The sequence below is a fragment of the Flavobacterium sinopsychrotolerans genome, assembly GCF_900110375.1.
In the GTDB taxonomy this organism is placed as follows: domain Bacteria; phylum Bacteroidota; class Bacteroidia; order Flavobacteriales; family Flavobacteriaceae; genus Flavobacterium; species Flavobacterium sinopsychrotolerans.
Genome location: NZ_FODN01000004.1, coordinates 90844 through 114308, shown reverse-complemented (window position 1 = coordinate 114308; position 23465 = coordinate 90844). Strand labels below are relative to the sequence as shown.

At 32.7% G+C, this 23465-nt stretch carries 20 protein-coding genes; 10 read left to right on the top strand and 10 right to left on the bottom strand.

All coding sequences use genetic code 11. The features are described 5' to 3' along the window. Nucleotides 1–149: 149 nt before the first annotated feature. The gene (locus BMX64_RS09025) at nt 150–1778 is read right to left on the bottom strand and encodes an acyl-CoA carboxylase subunit beta (RefSeq protein WP_091170565.1); all 1629 of its coding nucleotides are present in this window, start codon (nt 1776–1778) and stop codon (nt 150–152) included. A gap of 167 nt (nt 1779–1945) precedes the next feature. After that, nucleotides 1946–2947, bottom strand: coding sequence for a UDP-3-O-(3-hydroxymyristoyl)glucosamine N-acyltransferase (lpxD, locus tag BMX64_RS09020; protein WP_091170562.1), 1002 nt, complete (start codon nt 2945–2947; stop codon nt 1946–1948). A gap of 186 nt (nt 2948–3133) precedes the next feature. Here lpxD and BMX64_RS09015 point away from each other — a divergent pair, with 186 nt between their 5' ends. Continuing rightward, nucleotides 3134–4045, top strand: a complete 912-nt coding sequence (locus tag BMX64_RS09015) for a phospholipase A (RefSeq protein ID WP_091170558.1) — start codon at nt 3134–3136, stop codon at nt 4043–4045. A gap of 35 nt (nt 4046–4080) precedes the next feature. On the opposite strand, the gene BMX64_RS09010 is transcribed toward BMX64_RS09015, so the two are convergent. Further along, complete coding sequence (locus tag BMX64_RS09010) at nt 4081–4779, bottom strand: energy transducer TonB (RefSeq protein WP_091170555.1); 699 nt, start codon at nt 4777–4779, stop codon at nt 4081–4083. Between the two features lie 93 nt (nt 4780–4872). Continuing rightward, nucleotides 4873–5968, bottom strand: a protein-coding gene (gene prfB / locus BMX64_RS09005; RefSeq protein ID WP_143056071.1) for a peptide chain release factor 2 whose coding sequence is annotated in 2 segments (ribosomal slippage) — nt 4873–5904 and nt 5906–5968 — 1095 coding nt in all. Because the reading frame shifts where the segments join, the coding sequence is not laid out codon by codon here. A 191-nt stretch (nt 5969–6159) separates the two neighbouring features. Here prfB and BMX64_RS09000 point away from each other — a divergent pair. After that, nucleotides 6160–7182, top strand: a complete 1023-nt coding sequence (locus BMX64_RS09000) for a threonine aldolase family protein (protein WP_091170548.1) — start codon at nt 6160–6162, stop codon at nt 7180–7182. 85 nt (nt 7183–7267) lie between these two features. Here the strand turns inward: BMX64_RS09000 and BMX64_RS08995 are convergent, their stop codons facing one another. After that, on the bottom strand, nt 7268–7588 hold the full coding sequence (locus tag BMX64_RS08995; RefSeq protein WP_091170546.1) for a YbaB/EbfC family nucleoid-associated protein: 321 nt from the start codon (nt 7586–7588) through the stop codon (nt 7268–7270). Between the two features lie 69 nt (nt 7589–7657). Here BMX64_RS08995 and BMX64_RS08990 point away from each other — a divergent pair, with 69 nt between their 5' ends. Both BMX64_RS08990 and BMX64_RS08985 read left to right on the top strand, forming a co-directional pair. Next, nucleotides 7658–9793, top strand: coding sequence for a S9 family peptidase (locus BMX64_RS08990; RefSeq protein WP_208858966.1), 2136 nt, complete (start codon nt 7658–7660; stop codon nt 9791–9793). Between the two features lie 69 nt (nt 9794–9862). Next, entirely contained in the window at nt 9863–10903 is a 1041-nt protein-coding gene (locus BMX64_RS08985) for a cysteate synthase (RefSeq protein ID WP_091170537.1), read from the top strand. Nucleotides 10904–10985: 82 nt separating this feature from the next. On the opposite strand, the gene BMX64_RS08980 is transcribed toward BMX64_RS08985, so the two are convergent. The 5 genes from BMX64_RS08980 to BMX64_RS08960 form a co-directional block, all read right to left on the bottom strand. After that, nucleotides 10986–13058 (bottom strand): hypothetical protein, encoded by a 2073-nt coding sequence (locus BMX64_RS08980; RefSeq protein WP_091170533.1) that lies wholly within the window; start codon nt 13056–13058, stop codon nt 10986–10988. A 549-nt stretch (nt 13059–13607) separates the two neighbouring features. Continuing rightward, the gene (locus tag BMX64_RS08975; RefSeq protein ID WP_073354010.1) at nt 13608–14321 is read right to left on the bottom strand and encodes a YebC/PmpR family DNA-binding transcriptional regulator; all 714 of its coding nucleotides are present in this window, start codon (nt 14319–14321) and stop codon (nt 13608–13610) included. Nucleotides 14322–14422: 101 nt separating this feature from the next. Then, the gene (locus BMX64_RS08970) at nt 14423–16453 is read right to left on the bottom strand and encodes a S41 family peptidase (RefSeq protein ID WP_091170528.1); all 2031 of its coding nucleotides are present in this window, start codon (nt 16451–16453) and stop codon (nt 14423–14425) included. A gap of 5 nt (nt 16454–16458) precedes the next feature. Next, complete coding sequence (gene gcvT / locus BMX64_RS08965) at nt 16459–17541, bottom strand: glycine cleavage system aminomethyltransferase GcvT (protein WP_091170524.1); 1083 nt, start codon at nt 17539–17541, stop codon at nt 16459–16461. A 434-nt stretch (nt 17542–17975) separates the two neighbouring features. Beyond that, complete coding sequence (locus BMX64_RS08960) at nt 17976–18671, bottom strand: LytR/AlgR family response regulator transcription factor (protein WP_091170520.1); 696 nt, start codon at nt 18669–18671, stop codon at nt 17976–17978. Nucleotides 18672–18836: 165 nt separating this feature from the next. Here BMX64_RS08960 and rpsF point away from each other — a divergent pair, with 165 nt between their 5' ends. From rpsF to BMX64_RS15590, 6 genes are all read left to right on the top strand, one after another. Then, nucleotides 18837–19178, top strand: a complete 342-nt coding sequence (gene rpsF / locus BMX64_RS08955; RefSeq protein ID WP_035671622.1) for a 30S ribosomal protein S6 — start codon at nt 18837–18839, stop codon at nt 19176–19178. A 5-nt stretch (nt 19179–19183) separates the two neighbouring features. Next, entirely contained in the window at nt 19184–19480 is a 297-nt protein-coding gene (rpsR, locus tag BMX64_RS08950) for a 30S ribosomal protein S18 (RefSeq protein WP_007138295.1), read from the top strand. Between the two features lie 65 nt (nt 19481–19545). After that, nucleotides 19546–19989 (top strand): 50S ribosomal protein L9, encoded by a 444-nt coding sequence (rplI, locus tag BMX64_RS08945; RefSeq protein WP_091170517.1) that lies wholly within the window; start codon nt 19546–19548, stop codon nt 19987–19989. 136 nt (nt 19990–20125) lie between these two features. Beyond that, entirely contained in the window at nt 20126–20599 is a 474-nt protein-coding gene (locus tag BMX64_RS08940) for a DUF6495 family protein (RefSeq protein WP_091170514.1), read from the top strand. A gap of 75 nt (nt 20600–20674) precedes the next feature. Continuing rightward, nucleotides 20675–22693 (top strand): NAD-dependent DNA ligase LigA, encoded by a 2019-nt coding sequence (gene ligA, locus BMX64_RS08935; RefSeq protein ID WP_091170510.1) that lies wholly within the window; start codon nt 20675–20677, stop codon nt 22691–22693. A gap of 373 nt (nt 22694–23066) precedes the next feature. Beyond that, on the top strand, nt 23067–23393 hold the full coding sequence (locus BMX64_RS15590) for a hypothetical protein (protein ID WP_143056070.1): 327 nt from the start codon (nt 23067–23069) through the stop codon (nt 23391–23393). The last annotated feature ends 72 nt before the right edge of the window (nt 23394–23465 follow it).

The window sequence follows — 23465 nt, the reverse complement described above, 5'->3', positions numbered from 1 at the left end:
TTTTATATAATTTTAAATTAGTAAAATGAATTAGGTTAAGATTTATTGATAATCATATAATAAATGAGGCTGTTATACAACTACTAAAAAAGAGTTGTATAACAGCCATAAATTTACAAATTAATAATTTAAGTATTTGATAATCAGTATTAAACTTGAATAACTCCTAAGTTGAATTTTTTCTCAATAGGGGAGTGATTCGCCGCTTCGATTCCCATTGAAATCCAAGTTCTAGTGTCTAAAGGATCGATAATCGCATCTGTCCATAATCGTGAAGCAGCATAATATGGAGACACTTGTTCGTCATATCTTGCTTTTATTTTATCAAACAATTCTTTTTCTTTAGTTTCATCAACCAATTCGCCTTTTGCTTTAAGTGAAGAAGCTTCAATTTGTGCCAATACTTTTGCAGCTTGTGTTCCGCCCATAACGGCTAATTCTGCACTTGGCCAGGCAAAAATTAGTCTTGGGTCATACGCTTTTCCACACATGGCATAATTTCCTGCACCGTATGAATTCCCTACAATTACTGTGAATTTTGGTACAACAGAATTAGATACTGCATTCACCATTTTGGCACCGTCTTTTATGATTCCGCCATGTTCGGATTTAGATCCAACCATAAAACCGGTAACATCTTGAACGAATACCAAAGGAATTTTTTTCTGGTTGCAGTTTGCAATAAAACGAGTGGCTTTATCGGCACTGTCGGAGTAGATTACGCCTCCAAACTGCATTTCACCATTTTTGGTTTTCACCACTTTTCGTTGGTTGGCAACAATTCCCACTGCCCATCCGTCAATTCTGGCATAACCGGTTATAATGGTTTGACCGTAACCGTCTTTATACGCTTCAAATTCAGAATTATCAACCAGACGATTTATTATTTCCATCATGTCGTACTGTTCATTTCGGGCTTTTGGTAAAACACCGTAGATTTCTTTTTCATCTAATGCGGGTTTTTCTGCTTTGATTCGGCTGTAACCAGCTTTGTCAAAATCACCTATTTTGTCGACTATATTTTTTATTTTATCTAATGCGTCTTTGTCATCTTTGGCCTTGTAATCTGTAACGCCCGAAATTTCACAATGGGTTGTTGCTCCTCCCAATGTTTCATTATCGATGCTTTCGCCAATAGCAGCTTTTACTAAATAACTTCCTGCTAAGAAAATACTTCCCGTTTTATCCACAATCATAGCTTCATCACTCATGATTGGTAAATAGGCACCACCAGCAACACAACTTCCCATTACAGCAGAAATTTGAGTTATTCCCATACTGCTCATCAGGGCATTATTTCTAAAAATTCGTCCAAAATGTTCTTTATCAGGGAAAATTTCATCTTGTAAAGGCAAATAAACTCCAGCACTATCTACCAAATAGATGATTGGAAGCCGATTTTCCATTGCGATTTCTTGCGCACGCAGATTTTTTTTTGCGGTTATAGGAAACCAAGCACCCGCTTTTACGGTAGCATCATTGGCAACAACAATACATTGTTTTCCTCTGATGTAACCTATTTTTACAACAACTCCACCGGATGGACAACCACCATGTTCCGCATACATTCCTTCACCAACAAATGCCCCAATTTCTATACATTTTGCCTTTGGATCTAATAAATAATCGATACGTTCACGTGCCGTCATTTTCCCTTCGCCATGTAATTTTTGGATGCGTTTTTCACCGCCACCTAATTTAACTACGCTTAATTTTTGTCGCAATGCGGAAAGTAAAAGTTTATTGTGGTCTTCGTTTTTGTTGAAGTTCAAATCCATGATGAAATAGTGTTAAAAAAATTTGTGCTAAAATACAAAATCAAACTAAATAAATTTTATTATTTGATTACTTTAGAAAGAAAACGGAATGTTTTTTTGATATTAAAACAAAAAAACAGAAGTTACCTCCTGTTTTTTTATGAATTTAATAATAAAAAAATAATTATTTATTTATGTTTGGATTCATTTACAAGTCTTTTCAAAATTGCCCATTGTTTCAGTGCATCTCGAGCTTCTACAGCAGGATATCCTAACATGGTTTTTCCTGCAGGAATATCTCCTGTAACACCTGAACCAGCACCTACAATGGCACCATCGCCAATAGTGGTGTGGTCTTTTATAGAAGCGCTTCCGCCAATAATTACACCATTTCCTAATGTTACCGAACCCGCAAGTCCACTGTTTCCAGCCATAATACAGAATTTTCCCAATTTGCTGTTATGACCAATTTGAACCAGATTATCAATTTTACAGCCGTCTCCTAAAATTGTAGAACTGAATTTTCCTCTATCAACGCAGGTATTGGCACCAATTTCGACACTATTGCCTATAATTACATTTCCAATTTGTGGAATTTTCACCAAACCTCTTTGAGGATCAGGTCGAAAACCAAAACCATCTGCACCTATTGTAGCATTTGGATGTACAATACAATCATTCCCAATATGACATCGTTCTCTAATAACAGTTCCTGACCAAATTACAGTGTTTTTTCCTATAGTACATTCATCAAGAATAGTCACATTTGGATAAATTGTCGTATTATCTCCAATAATAACTTTAGGTCCTATATAACATCCTGCACCAACTCGGGCACCATTGCAAATAGTTGCAGTTGTATCAATTACTGCGGTTGGGTGAATGTCAATAGTAAATAATGGAGTTGGTGGTGCAAAAAGTTCCAATACTTGAGACATGGCTAAATCGGCATTTTTAACTTTTATAAAAGCCCTGTTTTCACCTGGTTCTATAGCAATATCCTCGTTGACAACTGCCACACAAGCTTTGGATGTTGACCAAAATTTCTCATATTTTTTGTTACCAATAAATGAAATTTCAGTAGTACCAGCCATTTCTAATTGTTCTGGAGCAGTAATATTTTCGGAAGTATTCCCGACAATAATTCCCTTTAGTATCTCATTTATTTCTTGAATTGTGTAGGATTTCATTAAGTATAGATTGGGTTTTGTTATTTAATAATTTTCAAATAAAAGGATTTAGTGTTAAAATTCCTAATGCAACACATTTCTTTAACAGTAGTAAAAGTAGTATTTATGTAAGTTATGAATACAATTCTATAACATAATAGACTACTCATAGATTACATTTGCAACTTAATACAAACAGCATTTGTTATGAAATCCCTTCAAATAAAATTGTCTTTCTTTTTAGTTTTATGCTCTTGTTTCATTGCAAATGCTCAACTTCAGGCTTTGTTTAACAGTAAGACACAGCTTCGGGATTTGACTGAACGTTGGGAATTAGATACCACTTCTGTTAGAGGAACATTTTTGGTAACTCCTTACAAGCCTATGTATGTTCTACCCATTCGATGGACAAATAATCCGAATGAGAGACCTTCTTCAGGAAATGTGGATCCTGATTATGTGGCTCCACCAGGGGTTGATTATAATAATATTGAAGCTAAATTTCAGTTGAGTTTTAAGACCAAAGTTTTACAAGGTATTTTTTGGGGCCATGGCGATTTATGGGTTGCTTACACACAAATATCGCATTGGCAAATATACAATAATGATCTTTCACGACCTTTTAGAGAAGTTAATTACGAACCAGAACTGATTCTGAATGTTCCTGTTAAATTTAATTTTTTGGGTTTTAAAACCCGAATGATTGGAGTGGCATTCAATCACCAATCCAATGGAAAAAGTGAACCCTTTTCAAGAAGTTGGAACAGAGTTATTCTTCATGCCGGATTGGAACATAAGAACTGGACAATCTATCTTAGGCCTTGGTTTCGCATGCCAGCAGCGAAAGATGATAATCCGGATATTTCTGAGTATGTTGGGCGAGGTGATGTGAATGTGATTTATACCAAAAATGGTAATATATTTTCTTTCATTGGCAGTCATAATTTGAATTTTAATTCAAAAGCAAGAGGTAACTCATCCTTTTCCTGGTCGTATCCCATAAAAAATAATCTTAAGGGATATTTATTAGTTTCTCATGGATATGGGGAAACGCTGATTGATTATAATAATTTGCAAACTACTGTTGGGGTAGGAGTCTCTTTGATTGAATGGCTTTAGGTTTTAAAAAATATTTAAACAATAAAGGTAATAAATTATTTTACGGTAATTGGCAAGTCGAATTTTACACGTGCATCTTTACCATCCACTTTACCTGGAATCCATTTTGGACTATTAAATAAAACTTTTACTGCTTCAACATTCATATCATAATTAATTCCTTCAATGATTTTAAAATCGCTTAAAGTTCCATCTCTTTCAACCACAAAAGCTATTTTTATTTGGCCCTTGGAGCTGTTTGGCGATTTAAAATTTTTTGCTACGTAATCATAAAAAGCTTTCATTCCTCCGGGAAATTCAGGTTTTACATAGTAAGGGAAAAATTCTATTTCAGTTCCATTTTCATCAAAACATTTCCCGTCAACAAATTTTCCGTTTTTAAAATTTTCGGTACGTTTTATTTGACCATTTTCAAAATACCGAGTTTGAATACCTTCTTGTTTACCTTTAACATAAATTGCCAGCATTTCTTTTGCGCCATTTTTATACCAACGTTCTGATGTTCCGTTTAAAATTCGTTTTTTGTAATTCGAAAAATGGTCTTTGGAAAAAAGGGAATTATCAAGGTAGTACGTTGTTCGTAATGTTCCTTCTGGACTGTCTTCATAAATAGTATAATAAATTGCATTCTCCGCAGATGGTAATTCTTTAAAGTGCTCGGTAAAATATACTTTTTCCTGAGCATAAAAAGTTATGGAGGATAACAAAACAAATAGAAGAAGTAATTTTTTCATTTGATAAAAAATGATTTCGGAACAAAAGTAATAAAAAAAATCCTACAATATAAATTATTTTATAGTGTAGGATTTTTTAAAAATATGATAAATTTATTCTTCCTTCTGTCCCATCATCATTAAATAGGCTTTCAGAAATTCGTCAATTTCTCCGTTCATAACGCCATCAACATTACTGGTTTCATATCCTGTACGAACATCTTTGACTAACTTATAAGGTTGCATCACATAATTCCTGATTTGGGAACCCCATTCTATTTTCATTTTCCCTGCTTCGATATCCGCGCGTTGTGCCTGTTTCTTTTTTAACTCAATTTCGTATAATTGAGATCGTAACATTTGCATGGCACGTTGTCTGTTGTCTTGCTGCGAACGTGTTTCGGAACATTGTATTTGGATTCCGGTTGGTTTATGAAACAATTGTACTTTAGTTTCTACTTTATTTACATTTTGACCTCCCGCACCGCTGGATCTCGAAGTCGTAATCTCGATATCAGCAGGATTTATCTCAATTTCAATACTGTCATCTACTAGCGGATACACATAAACGGAAGCAAATGAAGTATGACGTTTGGCGTTGCTGTCAAAGGGAGAAATACGCACCAATCGATGTACGCCATTTTCTCCTTTTAAATACCCAAAAGAATAATCCCCTTCAAATTCGAGTGTTACGGTTTTTATACCGGCAGCTTCTCCTTTCTGGAAATTCAGTTCTTTGATTTTATAGCCATATTTTTCGCCCCACATCATGTACATGCGCATGAGCATTTCGGCCCAATCGCAACTTTCAGTTCCACCGGCACCAGCGGTTATTTGTACCACTGCACTCAAAGTATCGCCTTCATCCGAAAGCATGTTCTTGAATTCGATGGCTTCAATATGTGCTTGGGTAGCGATGTAATGTTCATCTAATTCTTCCCCAGTAAGTTCTCCTTCTTTGTAAAAATCATAGGCGAGTTGCAATTCTTCAGTCATTTCCACCGCTTTATTGTAATCTTCAATCCACTTTTTCTTGTTCCGAAGGTTTTTTACAATAAGTTCAGCTTCTTTGGCATTATTCCAAAAGTTTGGTGCGAAAGTTTTTTCTTCTTCGTTAGAAATCTCAATTAGCTTGGCATCAACGTCAAAGATACCTCCTCAACGCACCAAGGCGCTCTACAATACCTTTAATTTGTTCGGTAGTTGTCATAAAATTATATTAATTTAATAGGTCTGTTTTCAATATTTATCAAAAATGCCGTTGTGTACTACAATTAGTTTAGTTTTAACGGAACTAGTTGGAATTAACAAACGGTATTGTGTAAATTTGTGGCACAAAAATAGAAAAATTTTACGCAGGGACAAGTCGTGATTTGCCCTTATCAAAAATAAAAAAATAATATGGAAATAAATTTAGTTAGCGATACGATTACAAAGCCTTCACGCGAAATGTTGGTTCACATGTTAAATGCTGTAGTAGGTGATGACGTTTACAAACAAGATCCTACAGTTATTGAACTTGAAGCCAAAGTTGCCGAAATGTTCGGAATGGAAGCGGGACTTTTTTTCCCCTCAGGAACGATGGCCAATCAAACGGCTATAAAATTGCATACACATCCTGGAGAACAATTGATTGCCGACAAATACGCACACGTTTACCATTATGAAGGTGGTGGAGTTTCCTTTAACAGCGGTGTTTCTTGTTGTTTATTAGATGGAAATCGCGGAATGATAACCGCGGAACAAGTGGCTGGAGCCATCAATGATCCGGAATTTTACCACAGTCCGCTAACGAGTTTAGTTTGTGTTGAAAACACTACCAATAAAGGTGGTGGTGCTTGTTATGAACTGGAAGATTTACAAAAAATAAAAATGGTTTGTGATGCTAACAATTTGAAATTTCATATGGATGGTGCCCGAATCTGGAATGCTTTGATAGCCAAAAATCAAGACCCAAAAGCATTTGGAAAATTATTTGATACCATTTCAGTTTGTTTGTCTAAAGGGTTGGGAGCGCCAATTGGTTCGGTATTGTTGGGTGATAAAGCGACGATTCACAGAGCATTGCGTGTCAGAAAAATATTAGGTGGCGGAATGCGTCAGGTAGGATATTTGGCGGCAGCCGGAATTTATGCTCTAGATAATAATGTAGAACGTCTTGCTGAAGATCATCGAAGAGCTAAAGAAATAGGAGAAGTTTTGAAAAAGGTAAGCTGGGTTGCATCAGTGGAGCCTGTTGAAACTAATATTTTGATATTCACTTTGGTACCAAATTGTATCGAAAAGAATTTAATTGAATTGTTGAAACAAAAAAATATTTTAATCAGTTCGATGGGTCATGGAAAATTGCGAATCGTTACGCATCTTGATTATAAAGAAGTAATGCACACGTATGTATTAGAAACGCTACAAAAGTTAGTGTAAATTTTATTAGGGAATTTGTTTAAAGTTTAAGGTTTAACGTTTTTTATCGCAATCAAAAACGTTAAACCTTAAACTTTAAACTTTTTTACTTAAACAAATCTTCCATTCCGGGAATCATTGGCATATCCATTTTAGTTACGGCATCCAGTTCTCTCTGATTCACATCAGTCGCTTTTTCGATTGCTTTATTCAATACTAAAATCAAATAATCTTCCAGTTGATCTTTATCTTCTAATAAAGTGTCGTCAATGGTGATTGATTTTATAGTCCTGTTAGCAGTCAAAGTAACTTTTAATAAAGTATCGGTACTTTGCTCGTCAATTAGAACAGTATCTAAACGTTTTTTTGTATCTTCTATCTTTTGTTGGGTCTCTTTAAGTTTGCCCATCATTCCCATTAAATCCATGTTTTAATTTTTTAAATTAATTGATTTACAAAATTACTATATTGCATAGTCATAATCAATAAAATATTAATGAAAAATAAACTCGTCTTAAGTTGTCTTTGTATTATTTTTGCAGCATCAATTACTAAAATTAAAGCACAACAAATGTCAAAAAATATCGCGACTCCAATAGCTAAAATAATTCCAAAAACTTTAGAAAAACACAATCAAAAACGTGTTGATAATTATTTCTGGTTAAACGACAGAGAGAATCCGGAAGTAATCGATTATTTGAATCAGGAAAATACCTATTATGATGATATGACTGCGGATACGAAAGGTTTTCAGAAAGAATTATACGAAGAAATGAAAGCCCGCATCAAGGAAGACGACCAATCAGTTCCTTATTTATACAATGGTTATTATTACATAACGCGTTTTGAAACGGGAAAAGATTATCCTATTTATTCCAGAAAAAAAGGAAGTTTGACTGCCAATGAAGAAATTTTATTCAATTGTAATGACTTGGCAAAAGGACAAAGCTACTTTCAATTGGGAGGTTTGAGCGTGAGTCCGGATAATAAATTTGCGAGTTTTGGAATCGATACCGTTGGAAGACGTATTTATACGATACAATTTAAAAATCTTGAAACGGGAGAAATTCTTTCGGATAAGATTGAAAATGCTACAGGAAGTTCAGTTTGGGCGAATGACAATAAAACGATTTTTTACACCAGACAAGACAAAGTTACGTTGCGATCTGATAAAGTTTTCAAACATAAATTAGCCACAGATTCAGATGCTGATGTGTTGGTTTTTAATGAAAAAGACGATACGTTCAATGTTTCTGTAGGGAAAGAAAAATCAAAAAAATATATTGTAATAGGTTCTGGAAGTACGTTAACAACCGAGTACAGAATTTTAAATTCAGATAATCCTGACGGAGAATTTGTGGTTTTTCAACCAAGGGTTCGCGGATTAGAATATAGTATTTCTCATTTTGGTGATTCTTTTTACATCATGACCAATAAGGATAAAGCAACTAACTTCAAGTTGATGAAAACGCCTGAAAACGCTACTGCAAAAGAAAACTGGAAAGATGTAATCGCGCACAGAAAAGACGTTCTACTGGAAGATATTGAGATTTTTAGCAACTATTTGGTTGTAGAAGAACGTTCTAATGGATTGAACCACATTCGTATTATGCCTTGGAGTGGAGAAGGAGAGTATTATTTGCCTTTTGGGAGCGAAACATATAGCGCTTACACAACGACAAATGTGGATTTCGATACTGATATTTTGCGTTATAGCTACCAATCATTGGCAACGCCATCTTCGGTTATTGATTTTAATATGAAAACTAAGGAGAAAGAAATTAAGAAAGAGCAACAAGTTCTAGGAGGCAAATTTGATAAAAATAATTATATCGAAGAGCGTGTTTGGGCTACAGCAACTGATGGAACCAAAGTACCAATCTCAATGGTTTACCACAAAGGATTGAAAAAAGACGGGAATAATCCGGTATTGCTTTATGCGTATGGTTCGTACGGAGTGACAATGGATGCTTATTTTTCATCAACACGTTTGTCGATTTTGGATCGAGGATTTGTTTTTGCTATAGCGCACATTCGCGGTGGCGAAGATTTAGGAAGACAATGGTATGAGGACGGAAAATTATTGAAAAAGAAAAACACATTCACTGATTTTATTGATTGTTCCAAGTTTTTGATTCAAGAAAAATATACTTCACCAAAGCATTTATATGCTGAAGGCGGTTCAGCAGGCGGATTATTAATGGGAGCAGTAGTCAATATGGCGCCGGAATTGTACAACGGAGTGATTGCTCAAGTGCCTTTTGTAGATGTAATTACCACGATGCTTGATGATACAATCCCGCTTACAACTGGAGAATATGATGAGTGGGGAAATCCAAACGAGAAAAAATCGTATGATTATATGTTATCGTATTCGCCTTATGACAATGTAAAGGCTCAAAAATACCCTAATATGTTTGTTTCTACCGGACTTCATGATTCTCAAGTTCAGTATTGGGAGCCTGCAAAGTGGGTTGCAAAGCTACGAACCCTAAAAACAAATGATACTGTTTTATATCTTAATACGAATATGGATGCCGGTCACGGTGGCGCTTCAGGACGATTTGAAGCCCTTAAGGAATTAGCAAAGGAATATAGTTTTTTATTAGATTTAGAAGGAATTAAAAACTAATTAGATTTTTTTTGTTAAATTTGCAACATTCGTGTTTAATGAAAAATTACCACGACTAACTATTTTTTTATGAAAAAAGAAATAACAGCTTATAATAATGTCTTAGAATTAATAGGTAATACTCCGCTTATTAAGCTAAATAAAGTAACTGAAAATTTAGAAGGAAATTTTTACGCTAAAGTAGAAGCTTTTAATCCAGGACATTCCTCAAAAGATAGAATAGCATTATACATAATTGAAGAAGCTGAGAAGAAAGGTATTTTATCTCCGGGTGATACTATAATTGAAACCACTTCCGGTAATACTGGTTTTAGTTTAGCAATGGTCAGTATCATAAAAGGCTACAACTGCATTCTTGCCGTTAGTTCTAAATCATCTAAAGATAAAATAGATATGCTTCGCAGCTTAGGTGCTAAAGTGTACGTTTGTCCTGCGCATGTTTCTGCTGATGATGAGCGTTCTTATTATAACGTAGCCAAACGTTTGCACGAAGAAACGAAAGGTTCTGTTTATATCAATCAGTATTTCAATGAGTTGAATGTTGATGCGCATTATAAGTCTACCGGTCCGGAAATTTGGAAACAAACTAACGGAGCAATTACACACTTAATTGCTTGTAGTGGTACAGGTGGAACTATTTCAGGAACTGCAAAATACCTAAAAGAACAAAATCCAAATATTAGAATTCTTGGAGTGGATGCTTTTGGTTCTGTATTGAAAAAATACCATGAAACCAGAGAATTCGATAATGATGAAATTTATCCATACAGAATAGAAGGTCTGGGAAAAAATTTGATTCCATCTGCAACGGATTTTGATATTATTGATAAGTTCATGAAAGTGACGGATGAGGAAAGCGCTCATGCTGCCAGAGAAATCACTAGAAAAGAAGGTTTATTTGTTGGATATACTTCAGGAGCAGTGATGCAAGCGATAAGACAATATGCAGAAGAAGGTGAATTTGACGCCAACAGTATTGTAATCGCAATTTTCCCGGATCACGGTTCTCGTTACATGAGTAAAGTTTTTAGCGATGATTGGATGAATGAACAAGGTTTCTTTGACAGTATCAACGAAGAAGAAGTTCAAAAAATCGAAATGATAAAATAATTTTAAAATTATAATTAAAAAAGTCCCATCTGCTTTTGCGAATGGGACTTTTTTATTGACATAAAGAAGAACACTTTTTTATTTAATCCAATAATTCGGAATTATTAAGTATCAATTCAATCTTTTTAATAGTGATCGTGATCTGACTCATTTGTAATTCTATATTTCTAAAAAAGAGACTAATATCTCTACTGACCCAACTTTCAGAAATAACTCTTGCACCCAAACTAATTCTTAAAATAGCACTTTCAATTTCAGTAGTATATTTTACATTAACTGCTTGACCAATATGACATTTTTGGGCAGCAAGTCGAATGATTTCTAAAGAAGAACCTTCAAACTGATCGGATAAATCAGAATTTAATAAAGTATATAATTTTTTTACTTTATCAACGGATAAGACTTTATTGTCTTTAAAAATAAAGAAAGGAAAAATGGTACGGATATTTCTTATTCCAAATTCTTTACTACTGTAACTCTTCGTTTTTGTTTCATCCCCATAAATAGGCTGTAAAAAAGTAGCCTCTTTTATGGAGTCATCAACAAAATTGCAAAACATCTCAATACCCATATTTCGATATAAAATAGGTGTTTTGTAATACCTGTCCATTTCAACCACGGCAGCATTCCAGCGCATATAAGAACCATAGTTATAGCCGTCTGATAATTCATTGGAACAAAACCATGAAGTTGGCCAATCAGAACGATTATAATATTGTGTTAAGCCTTTTGGTAGTGTGTTTTTTACAGATTGAATTAATTTATTGACACTTTGAGGTAAAATTAATGCACCGCAGTATGGAGGGCCAGTGAAGAATTTACTCCCCGTTATGGTAACAATATATCCTTTATTTAAATAATTCTGTATGTCTTTTGGATCTAATCTTAGCTGTGATCCATCTACAATTATTTGAATTGATAAATCTTCAAGTGTATTTAGTTTTTTAATAAATTCGTCGCTGGGAGATTGATATCCTAGTTTTGATTGGTCCATAGTATGTAATACGATGTGCCTGCCTTGATTTTTGGTTCTAATAACGGCATCAAATACTTCCTGATCTAATTGAGATGAAGTTTTTAATGCGCCATTTTGATCTCTAAAAGGAATTTGTATTAAATCAACATCTCTAAAACCTTCAATTTTAGCGTCTTTTTTAATTGGAAAATTTAAAGCAGTAGTATTTTCGAAATGACATCCCTTTAAGGCCGCAGCAACACCACTACCAGTTTCATCAGAGGCCACTAAAATATGTGTAATTTCTTTATCGGAAATAATTTGCGTTATAGCTGCTATTTGAAGTGAAGAATCAGTACCTGATGGTGAAAAAATTATTTCACATTCCTCATTTAATTTAAATATTTTTCTAAGGTTAGTTTTTAGTAATTCAGAAAACTCGATAGTAGTATTTTTAAAACCATTTTTCAAGCTATTTCTAATCAATATGCTTCTGACTTTATCTGTTTTATCAAAAGCAAAATTAGAAACGCTCGAAGCCGTAGATGAAGCAAAAGTAAATGCATCAGGTCTTGGGAATGGGCGACATCCGTATTTGTTTAGCAAATGAATCTCGTCTATATTTAATCGAAGATCTCCTCCAGACATTAACATGTATTCTGTAGGTTTTGCAAGATTTTCGACAATAGGTTTCCAAGACTCTTTGAGTTCAGTATTAGAATTTTTTAAACCATGAAATGATTGGAGCTCTTCGTTTATTAATGAAGATTCAGTATTTAAATAAATATCATTTTTGATTAAATTAATTAGAACATAATCAAGATTCTCTAATTTTTCTTTATCATCTTTAGGCAATAAATTGTAAAATATCCGAGTTACTTCAAGAGCTGCAATATCACATAAAACAACATCTTTTTTCTCTGCGTTCAAAGCTTTGTACCATAGCTGCCATTCGATTCCATATCTTAAATAGACTAAAGCTAAAATGGGTTTGTTCAAAAAGGAGGAACCAATTATAATTGATTTGTTAGGGACAATTTTGAAAATAGTAGGCTCACTGGTTGAAGTGATGATATTGATGTTATTTATCTTTGGTACGGTATTAAATCTTTTTAAAATGCGAACTAAATAGTCTACATTTTCTTTTTCAAATAAACTCGTTCTTTTATATTGATTTTCAATTAGAATATTGTTTGTCATATATTTTATAATTTTAAACGTTCCTTAGAACGATATTCTGTATTAGGAATATTTAGCTTGCTAACTAAACTCATTCAATCATGGACTATTTTTTGTAAAAAATCTTCACAAAAAATAATTGTACTCCCAATGGTTTTATGTATTGCTTGTTTTTAGGTTGTGGCATTTCGCAAAAGTTAGCAAATATAAGAAACTTGAGAGCAGTAAAAAAGATATTAAAAAATACTCGTTTGCTAAATCTTCTGTTTTTAATTAAAGTCCATTATTTAAATGGTATTTATAAAATAATTTGAAGGTAGACACTTATTAAAAAGAGTATTATACATTAATAATTATTACTTGAAAACTTCAGAAGAAGTGAAAAGCAATAGGAAAACACATAATTCCAAGAAACTACCTAGTTTGTAAATATGTTTTCAGCCGTTTTTAAAAAATAACTCTGAGAATACTTTAAACAAGAAATGACAGAAGCTATATTCTTTATTCATAAATTGTTAAATAAAAAAAACTCCAGCCAAAGCTAGAGTTTTAAGTATAATTGCATGAAGTCTAAGCTTCTTCCATCGTATGATATACGTTCATCACATCATCATCTTCTTCTAATTTTTCAATTAATTTTTCTACATCAGCCATTTCTGCTTCAGAGAGTTTTTTAGTGATTTGAGGAATTCGTTCAAAACCAGAAGAAAGAATTTCTAATCCTCTATTTTCTAATTCTTTTTGAATGGTTCCAAAACTGCCAAAAGGGGCGTAAATTAATATACCGTCTTCGTCTTCAAAAACCTCTTCAGCACCAAAATCGATTAGTTCTAATTCCAGTTCTTCTGGGTCCATTCCGTTTGCTGGAATTCTAAAGTTACAGGTGTGGTCAAACATGAATTCAACGGAACCTTGTGTTCCCATTGTACCATTACATTTGTTAAAATAACTTCTAACATTAGCAACAGTTCTGTTATTATTATCAGTAGCAGTTTCAACTAGAATTGCGATTCCATGAGGTGCATATCCTTCAAATAAAACTTCTTTATAATTGGCCGTATCTTTATCGGTTGCTTTTTTAATCGCACGTTCTACATTTTCTTTTGGCATATTTACTGCCTTAGAGTTCTGGATAACGGCTCTTAATCTGGAGTTGGCATCAGGATTTGGTCCACCTTCTTTAACAGCCATTACAATATCTTTACCAATTCTGGTAAATGCTTTGGCCATTGCTGACCAACGTTTCATTTTTCTGCCTTTTCTAAACTCAAATGCTCTTCCCATTTCTATTTATTATTTTGAACTGCAAAAATACAGTTATTAGTTATTTTACCAAAATCAAATTAAACTCTTTTATCTGATTAAAAATAAATTGATAGTATTATTTATTTTAAAGAGCTAAAATCTTTAATTATTGTAATTGCCTCATTCAAATATTGATTTGTTTTTAATGCATTCAATTGAAATTGATTTTTGAGATTCTCTGATGGATGGATAGAGAGATGAAATGTATTTAGATTAGAATTGTATACATTCAAATCAATCCTTTCGGAATTAAAAGAATTAATTTCTTCCCACAAAGCACTGATCTTATTTTGTTCTTCAAAAATCATATCGATTGTCATTGGTAATTCTTTCTTTTGTTCGTTGACTAAATCATCAATTTTTTTATTGAGTGTTCGAATAGTATTAAAGTATGAGTTTTTAGTTATTCGTAGTCTGCTTTTTTCTGATATTTTTTGGATCAAATTATTTTTTGCATGAGGTTTAAATTTAATAAAAGTTTCAATGCTATCATTTTTAAAAGCCGTTGAAAAGTTACTTTCTTTTTGGAAGATTGTCTCGTATATTTCGGGTAATAATACATTTGGGATGACTCCTAAACTTTGATGGCTTTTCCCTGTCACTCTGTAAAATTTATTAATCGTTATTTTTAGAAAATTTTCAGTATCATTTTCTTCTAATGGAACAATGGTTTGCATCGTAGCTTTACCTAAAGTAGTACTGCCAATCAATAATGCACGATGGTAATCTTGAAGAATCGATGCGAAAAACTCACTTGCTGATGCTGAATTTCCGTTTATAAGAATTACAAGAGGGTCTTTGTAAATCATTCCTTTATAAGGATCGTCAATTACAAGAGGTGATTTTTTATTATCAATTACTAAAGAAATTGGACCATAATCAATAAACATTCCAGCTAATTTTATAGCTTCTTCCATGGATCCACCACCATTGTCCACTAAATCAATTACTAATCCTTTGATATTGTCTTTTTGCAATTTAATCACTTCCTTGACAACATCCTGAGCACAGCCTTTACCACTATTACCTTCAAAATCGGAATAGAAACTTGGAATTTTTATGTATCCTATTTTGATTTCTTTTTCTATAATAAAACTGTAAACAATATTTTCTTCGTCTTTTATGATTTGTTTTTCAATAAGTACTTCAAAGTTTTTCCCTGAACTGCGTCTCAGCGTCAGTATAATTTTTTTATTTACTTCTGAAAGAATCATGTTGGATATAGATTCTAGTGTTGTGCAGGAAACTACTAGCGTTTCTTTTAGGTTTGAAATCGAAATGATTTGATCTCCTTTTTTTATTTTTCCACTATGAAATGCAGGTCCATTTGGATCTAATTCATCTATAATAATTTCACTTTTTTCATTTATGCTAATATTTAGTCCTATTGATAAATGTTCTTTTGATAATGAGGCTACAAAATTTGATTTTGAATCGTCACTAAAATAGGAAGTGTGTGGATCAAAATAGTTGCAAAAATGATTATAAAGACTTTCTTGTAAACCAGATTCATTTTGTAAAAGGCTATTTATTCTACAAAGTTCATTTTGGATTATTGTATTTTTAGAAAGTGTTGCCAAACTATTGAAATTAGCTCTAATAGAATCTAGATTTTTGCTTTTTTGGACGATATCATCTAAAACCTCATATTTTATTTTTTTTCTCCAAACTTTCTCCACTTGGGTATCTAACATGTAGATTGGAAAAGCTTTTTTATAAAACCGAATCGTATCTTTTAGTTCATAATTAAATATTTCTCTGTCAATCTTTTCTAAAATGGCTTTGTTTCTTAAAAGATCATTTTTATAAATTTTAGAAATATCAGATAGGAAAGTACAATTTTTATCTTGGATTAAATTATCAATATTCAAACGGTATTTTTGGGAAAGAATATTATATTCTGATTTCAAAAAAATATTTCTTGAAGGATCGAGTTCGTCAATAAAACGATCAAAAACGAAAACCGATAAACTGTCGTCTATCGGCTTTGGTTGATAATGTTCACTTTGGATAAGATTATTTATTTTAGAAAGTATTTCACAAGTCTTTGTATCATTTTGACCTAAAAGTGAAAATGTAGTCAATAAAAAGACAAGTAAAAGTTTCTTCATCTATTTTATTTCTTGTAAAAAGGTGGTTTCACTACTTTTGCAGGAACATGATTTTTACGAATTCGGATGTAAATTTCACTGTCTAAAGCGCTGTGCTCTGTAGTTACATAACCCATACCAATTCCTTTATTAATCGATGGTGACATTGTTCCCGAAGTTACAATTCCGATTACATTTCCTGAAGCATCCACGATTTCATAATCATGCCTTGGTACTGCGCGTTCCTGCATTTCAAAAGCGACTAATTTTTTAGTGACTCCAGCTTCTTTTTGTTTTTTCAGATTTTCAGAATTCGTGAATTCTTTAGTGAACTTTGTAATCCATCCCAAACCAGCTTCAATTGGAGAAGTGGTGTCATTGATATCATTTCCGTACAAACAAAAACCCATTTCCAATCGCAACGTATCACGAGCCGCAAGACCAATTGGTTTGATTCCAAAAGCTGCACCTGCTTCAAAAACTTTATTCCAAATTTGTTCAACTTCGGAGTTTTTACAATAAATCTCAAAACCTCCAGAACCCGTATATCCTGTAGCCGAAATAATTACGTTTTCGATACCGGCAAAATCACCCACTTCAAAATGGTAATATGGAATCGCTGATAAATCTTTTGAGGTTAAGGATTGCATCGCTTCAACCGCTTTTGGTCCTTGAATAGCCAGTAATGAGTAATCATCCGAAAGGTTTTTCATCTCCACACCCAAATCATTATGAGCCGAAATCCAATCCCAATCCTTGTCAATATTTGAAGCATTTACCACTAATAAATACTGTTCATCTTTCATTTTATAAACTATCAAATCATCTACAATTCCACCGTCATTGTTTGGTAAACAAGAATATTGTGCTCTTCCAATGGTCAAAGTTGAAGCATCATTCGAAGTTACTTTTTGTATCAAAGCCAATGCGTTTGGCCCGGTAAGCAAGAATTCACCCATGTGAGAAACGTCAAAAACACCCACGGCATTGCGCACCGTTTCATGTTCCGCATTTACTCCTTCATATAAAATAGGCATATTGTATCCGGCAAACGGAAGCATTTTTGCTCCCAAACTCTCGTGTATGTGCGTAAGCGCAGTATTTTTCATTGTGTTTTTTATATAAAATTTGACTGGGCTAATTTATCAATTTTATTTCGGGTGACAAAGGTGATAGCGGCAAAGTTTGAAGTTTCAAACGTTTTCGGAATAGCGGATAATATAATGTTTCAATTAATAGGTGATGAATTAAAATAATCTTTGGTTATCGAATTGATATTTGGCTTTACAATATAAGTTATTAGATGAAGACAAAGTTAGTGCCTACCGTAATGACTGCTAAGTTTTGCTAAAGTTTTAATTCTTAATTAGGCTAATTTTATAGAGCGACTATGAATAGAAGCTTACGAAAAAACCTCTAAAGTTTTAGCTTTAGAGGTTTTTTATTTATAAAATCTCTATAATAATCAACAGCCACTTTTTTAGGATTTGTCTAAAGTTAGGGATTATGATTGTAATAGATCTAAGATTTATATTTCAGAATTTTAGGCAAAAGACAACGCTTTTACTAAATCTTCTTTTTTATTCCTGCTTAAAGGAATTTTAGTAATCCCAATTTCAGCAAATTTGCTATTGAAGCGTTCAACTTTGTCTATATTTATAATATAGGATTTGTGCACTCTAATAAATTTTTCTTTAGACAGATCATTTTCAAAGGATTTCATAGTTGAAAGAACTAGGTTGCTGTCATCTTCAGTAACTACTTTAACATAGTCGCCAAAAGCTTCGATCCATTTTATTTTTGAGGTGAAAATTTTTAATTTTTTTAGATTACTCTTTATAAAGATGTGTTCGCCTTCTTCTTCCTTATTTTCTTTCTTTAAAGAAAATAAATCAATAGCTCTTTTTACTGATGCGTTGAATCGATCAACAGCTATAGGTTTTTGAAGATAATCAGTAGCATCATAATCAAAAGCTTTCATTGCATACTCAGCTTTTGATGTAATAAATATAATTTGTGGTTTTACTTTTAAACCATCTAAGAAATCAAAACCACTTATTACAGGCATTTCTATATCTAGAAAAATTAGATCCACATTATTTATTGACATGCAATTTTTAGCTTCTATTGCATTGGAAAAATCACCTATTAGGTGTAAATTGGTATGATTATTTACTAATTTTGCTATGATCATCCTCTGGATTGAGCTATCATCGACAACGACACAATTTAGTTTCATAACATTGAAATTTTAAATTCGGGTAAGTAAATATAATTTTATTTTTTTTACGGAACTAATTTATTGAGTTTTTTTTACTCAAAAATAATTTTTATACAATTAGGGCTTGGAAATTGAAAATAATTAACTACTTTTGCACCCAAATTAATATATAAATATACATTTATGAATCATTATGAAACTGTTTTCATTTTAAATCCCGTTTTATCTGAAGTTCAGGTAAAGGAAACAGTAAGCAAATTTGAAGATTTTCTTACTAGTAGAGGAGCAGAAATGGTATCGAAAGAAGACTGGGGCCTTAAAAAAATGGCTTACGAAATTCAAAACAAAAAAAGTGGTTTTTATCACTTATTCGAATTCAAAGTAGCTGGAGAAGTTCTTATTGCTTTTGAAACTGAATTTAGACGTGATGAAAGAGTAATGCGTTTCTTGACTGTAAGTCTTGATAAACATGCTATTTCTTGGGCTGAAAGAAGAAGAACTAAATTAAAATCTACAAAAGCTTAATTATCATGGCAACATTACAACAATCGGCTTCAGGAAAAAAAGACGGAGATATCAGATATCTAACGCCTTTGAACATAGAAACAAACAAAACTAAAAAGTATTGTCGTTTCAAAAAATCAGGTATCAAATATATTGACTATAAAGATGCTGATTTCTTATTGAAATTCGTTAATGAGCAAGGGAAAATACTTCCCCGTCGTTTAACAGGAACTTCATTAAAATACCAAAGAAAAGTTTCAGTTGCTGTGAAAAGAGCACGTCACTTAGCTTTAATGCCATATGTGGCTGATTTACTAAAATAATAATTTAACTCAGTTGTTGGTTTTCTGAAACATGAAACCTAACTTCTATAACAAAGGACAACAACATGGAACTTATATTAAGACAAGACGTTCAAAATTTAGGATTTAAAGATGATATTGTAACGGTAAAAAATGGTTACGGTCGTAACTTTTTGATTCCACAAGGTCATGCACATTTAGCAACTTCTTCTGCGAAGAAAGTATTAGCTGAAAACCTAAAACAAAGAGCACACAAAGAAGCTAAAGTGGTAGCAGATGCAAAAGCATTGGCTGAAGCTTTGAAAGCTATCGAAATTAAAATCTTTGCAAAAGCAGGTGGTGAAAAATTATTCGGTTCAATCACGAATATTGATATCGCTGAAGCTTTAGCTAAAGGTGGACAACAAATCGAAAGAAAATTCATCACAAGCGGAATCGTTAAACGTACTGGTAAATATACTGCCAACGTTCGTTTACACAGAGATGTTATCGTTGAATTAGATTATGAAATTGTTGCTGAAAAAGCATAAATTTTTTAAATTTATATAATTAAATCCCGATGGAAGTCGGGATTTTTTTTGTTTAATCTGAAACTGTTTCAGATTCTTTAATTCATAAATAAAGAGCATCTTAAATTATTAAGATGCTGAAATAAATTCAGCATAAATGAAATACTCAAGATTAACAAAAGAGCAATTTGAAGAATTGAATCAGGAATTCAGTACTTTTTTAGCAACTCAAGCTATTGATAAAGCGGAGTGGGACAAAATAAAATCCGAGAAACCAGAAGTTGCGGAACAAGAATTAGACGTTTTTTCTGATTTAATTTGGGAAGGTGTTCTTTCGAAAGCAACTTATTTAGAACATTTTTCTAAAAACCATATTTTCCTTTTTCATTGTTTTGACACCTATGTCCAATCGATAGTTTTGAAATCCTTAGTTCCTGAAGTTGATTTTTTGACTAAAGAAGGATTGCAATGGCTTAGCGATAATATGTTTACAGATACTATTGAAATGAAAGTTGGAAAAAAAGAGTTTACGGAAGAGCGTAATACTTCGATTTTTGAATTGATACAGCAGGGTTCGTTTTTGAGCGATGGCCTTTTATACCAGCAAATAAATACTATTATAGCATCGTAATTGTATTGCTATTTATTTTTAATTGGTTATTTTAGTACACTTTTTCAAAACTAAAATAGCCAATTTTTATTTTCTATGGATATTCAAAATACGATTCAAAAATTAAGGGAAGAATTAAATCAACACAATTATAATTACTATGTGTTAGATAAACCTATAATTTCTGATTATGAATTTGATTTGAAATTAAAACAGCTTCAAGAGCTTGAAAGTCAATATCCGGAATACTTTGACGAAAATTCACCTACGCAGCGTGTAGGAGGAACGATAACGAAAAACTTCAAAACTGTACCGCATGAACACCGAATGTATTCTCTTGATAATTCCTATTCCAAAGAAGAATTAATCGATTGGGAGAAACGCATTCAGAAAGTTCTAGGCGATGTTCCATTAGAATATACTTGTGAATTAAAATATGATGGAGCTTCTATCAGTATTACCTATGAAAACGGAAAACTAAAGCGTGCAGTTACGCGAGGCGATGGTTTTCAAGGTGATGATGTTACGAACAATATCAAAACTATAAAATCGATTCCTTTAGAGTTGAAGGGGAATTTCCCCGATAAATTTGATGTTCGTGGTGAAATCATTTTGCCTTTTGCAGGTTTCGAAAAGATGAACCAGGAATTAATTGAAATTGGTGAAACGCCTTATTCGAATCCGAGAAATACAGCTTCAGGAAGTTTGAAATTACAAGATAGTGCTGAAGTGGCAAAACGACCGCTAGATTGCTTGTTGTATTTTTTAATTGGAAATAATCTGCCTTTTAAATCTCAATTTGAAGGCTTGGAAACTGCTAGACAATGGGGTTTTAAAGCACCTAAAGAAGCAAAACTGGCGCACAACTTAGAAGAAGTTTTTCAATACATCGATTATTGGGATACGCATAGGCACAATCTTCCTTATGAAACGGATGGTGTCGTGGTAAAAGTAAATTCTTTTCATTATCAGGATGAGTTGGGCTTTACTGCTAAATCGCCTCGTTGGGCAATTGCCTACAAGTTCAAATCAGAACAGGTTTCTACAAAATTAAATTCTATTTCGTACCAAGTTGGCCGCACTGGTTCTATAACTCCGGTAGCTAACTTAGAGCCTGTACAATTAGCTGGAACTATAGTAAAACGTGCTTCTTTGCACAATGCAGATCAAATTGAGAAATTAGATATTCGGGTTGGAGATACTGTTTTTGTAGAAAAAGGAGGAGAGATAATCCCTAAAATTATTGCTGTTGATTTAAGTAAACGCCCAGAAAATACAGAGCCAACAAAATACATTACAAATTGCCCGGAATGCAATACAGCATTGGTCAGATCTGAAGGAGAAGCAAACCATTATTGTCCTAATTTTTATGGTTGTCCACCACAGATTATCGGGAGAATCCAGCATTTTATTTCCAGAAAAGCAATGGATATTGAAGGTCTTGGAGGCGAAACAGTAGCTTTACTTTTCAATAACGGTTTGGTTCATAATTATGCTGATTTATATGAATTAAAAGTAGACCAAATTCTTCCTTTGGAGCGAATGGCTCAAAAATCTGCTGAAAATTTAGTAAACGGTGTCGCTAACTCAAAAAATATTCCTTTTGAACGCGTTCTGTTTGCACTTGGAATCCGCTTTGTTGGAGAAACAGTGGCAAAAAAACTAGCCAAACATTATAAAAGTATTGATGCATTGAGTCAGGCTACATTGATGGATTTAATTTTAGTGGACGAAATTGGAGAAAGAATTGCGCAAAGTGTGCTTGATTTTTTTGAAAATGAAGAAAATCGAAATATTATTGAAAGACTTAAACAACACGGAATACAATTTGAAATTATTGAAAAAATAAATCCAAATGCAACCAATATACTTTCCGGAAAAACCTTTGTAGTTTCAGGAGTATTTGAGAAATTTTCAAGAGATGATTTGAAAAAAGCAATTGAAGATAATGGGGGAAAAGTAGGGAGTTCTATTTCGGCAAAAACGGATTATCTTATAGCTGGTGATAATATGGGGCCTGCTAAATTAGAAAAAGCCAATAAACTTAATATTTCCATAATCTCTGAAGATGATTTTATGAATTTAATAAATCAAACGGATGCAGCTACTGACTAAAAAGTATAATTTCATACAGGAAAATACAATAGTATGTTTTTTGTTTTCTTTTGCAATTGTAGAAGTTCTAGCAGAATTGTTTTCATTTAAAATGATTTTGTTTGCATTTAGACCCTTAGTTGCCGCACTGCTAATCTATCTTTATTGGATTACCTCCAAGGAACGAAATGTATTTTTTTTTATAACTACCTTTTTTTTGTTGCTTACCAGTATTTTTATTATTCCGGAATCACAATTTTTTTTAATGTTGGGGTTAGCCGGAATTATAATTCATAGAACATTACTAATTGTTTACATTATAAAGTTAAATAAGGTCAAAGATTTTATACCAATACTAATAGCGATAATTCCTTTTATATTTATTTTTTCATATTTGCTTTCTATTTCGGACGAAATACCTGTGGGAAGTTATTATCCCTTAATGATGCAAAATATTTTAGTATCGATTCTTGCCGGGGTTATTTTGTCTAATTATTTCATGAATGAAAGTAATAATACACCTTGGTTATCTATTTTTGGATTATTATCTACAGCACTCTATTTTACTGTTTTTATTGAAAAATGTTTTTTGTCTAATTTGCCGCCAACCTATTTTAGACCATTGGGAATGATTTTGTATGTAACAAGTTATTACGCTTTTTACAAATTTGTCATTGATGCCGAAAAATTGAATGCCGACTTAAAAGCAAATAACGAATAGAGTAAGAGACTTTCTCACTTTGTTCAAAAAAGCATTAGTACGAAAAGATGTTTTGATTTTATAAAAAAATCG

Bases quoted from the DNA above. Each gene is read 5' to 3' on its own strand.
- BMX64_RS09000 (WP_091170548.1), top strand. From the start codon at position 6,160: ATGGAAATAAATTTAGTTAGCGATACGATTACAAAGCCTTCACGCGAA.
- BMX64_RS09010 (WP_091170555.1), bottom strand. From the start codon at position 4,779: ATGAAAAAATTACTTCTTCTATTTGTTTTGTTATCCTCCATAACTTTT.
- rpsF (WP_035671622.1), top strand. From the start codon at position 18,837: ATGAATCATTATGAAACTGTTTTCATTTTAAATCCCGTTTTATCTGAA.
- BMX64_RS08990 (WP_208858966.1), top strand. From the start codon at position 7,658: ATGAAAAATAAACTCGTCTTAAGTTGTCTTTGTATTATTTTTGCAGCA.
- lpxD (WP_091170562.1), bottom strand. From the start codon at position 2,947: ATGAAATCCTACACAATTCAAGAAATAAATGAGATACTAAAGGGAATT.
- ligA (WP_091170510.1), top strand. From the start codon at position 20,675: ATGGATATTCAAAATACGATTCAAAAATTAAGGGAAGAATTAAATCAA.
- BMX64_RS09025 (WP_091170565.1), bottom strand. From the start codon at position 1,778: ATGGATTTGAACTTCAACAAAAACGAAGACCACAATAAACTTTTACTT.
- BMX64_RS08975 (WP_073354010.1), bottom strand. From the start codon at position 14,321: ATGGGAAGAGCATTTGAGTTTAGAAAAGGCAGAAAAATGAAACGTTGG.
- BMX64_RS09015 (WP_091170558.1), top strand. From the start codon at position 3,134: ATGAAATCCCTTCAAATAAAATTGTCTTTCTTTTTAGTTTTATGCTCT.
- BMX64_RS08995 (WP_091170546.1), bottom strand. From the start codon at position 7,588: ATGGATTTAATGGGAATGATGGGCAAACTTAAAGAGACCCAACAAAAG.
- rplI (WP_091170517.1), top strand. From the start codon at position 19,546: ATGGAACTTATATTAAGACAAGACGTTCAAAATTTAGGATTTAAAGAT.
- BMX64_RS08960 (WP_091170520.1), bottom strand. From the start codon at position 18,671: ATGAAACTAAATTGTGTCGTTGTCGATGATAGCTCAATCCAGAGGATG.
- BMX64_RS08985 (WP_091170537.1), top strand. From the start codon at position 9,863: ATGAAAAAAGAAATAACAGCTTATAATAATGTCTTAGAATTAATAGGT.
- BMX64_RS08980 (WP_091170533.1), bottom strand. From the start codon at position 13,058: ATGACAAACAATATTCTAATTGAAAATCAATATAAAAGAACGAGTTTA.
- rpsR (WP_007138295.1), top strand. From the start codon at position 19,184: ATGGCAACATTACAACAATCGGCTTCAGGAAAAAAAGACGGAGATATC.
- BMX64_RS08970 (WP_091170528.1), bottom strand. From the start codon at position 16,453: ATGAAGAAACTTTTACTTGTCTTTTTATTGACTACATTTTCACTTTTA.
- gcvT (WP_091170524.1), bottom strand. From the start codon at position 17,541: ATGAAAAATACTGCGCTTACGCACATACACGAGAGTTTGGGAGCAAAA.
- BMX64_RS08940 (WP_091170514.1), top strand. From the start codon at position 20,126: ATGAAATACTCAAGATTAACAAAAGAGCAATTTGAAGAATTGAATCAG.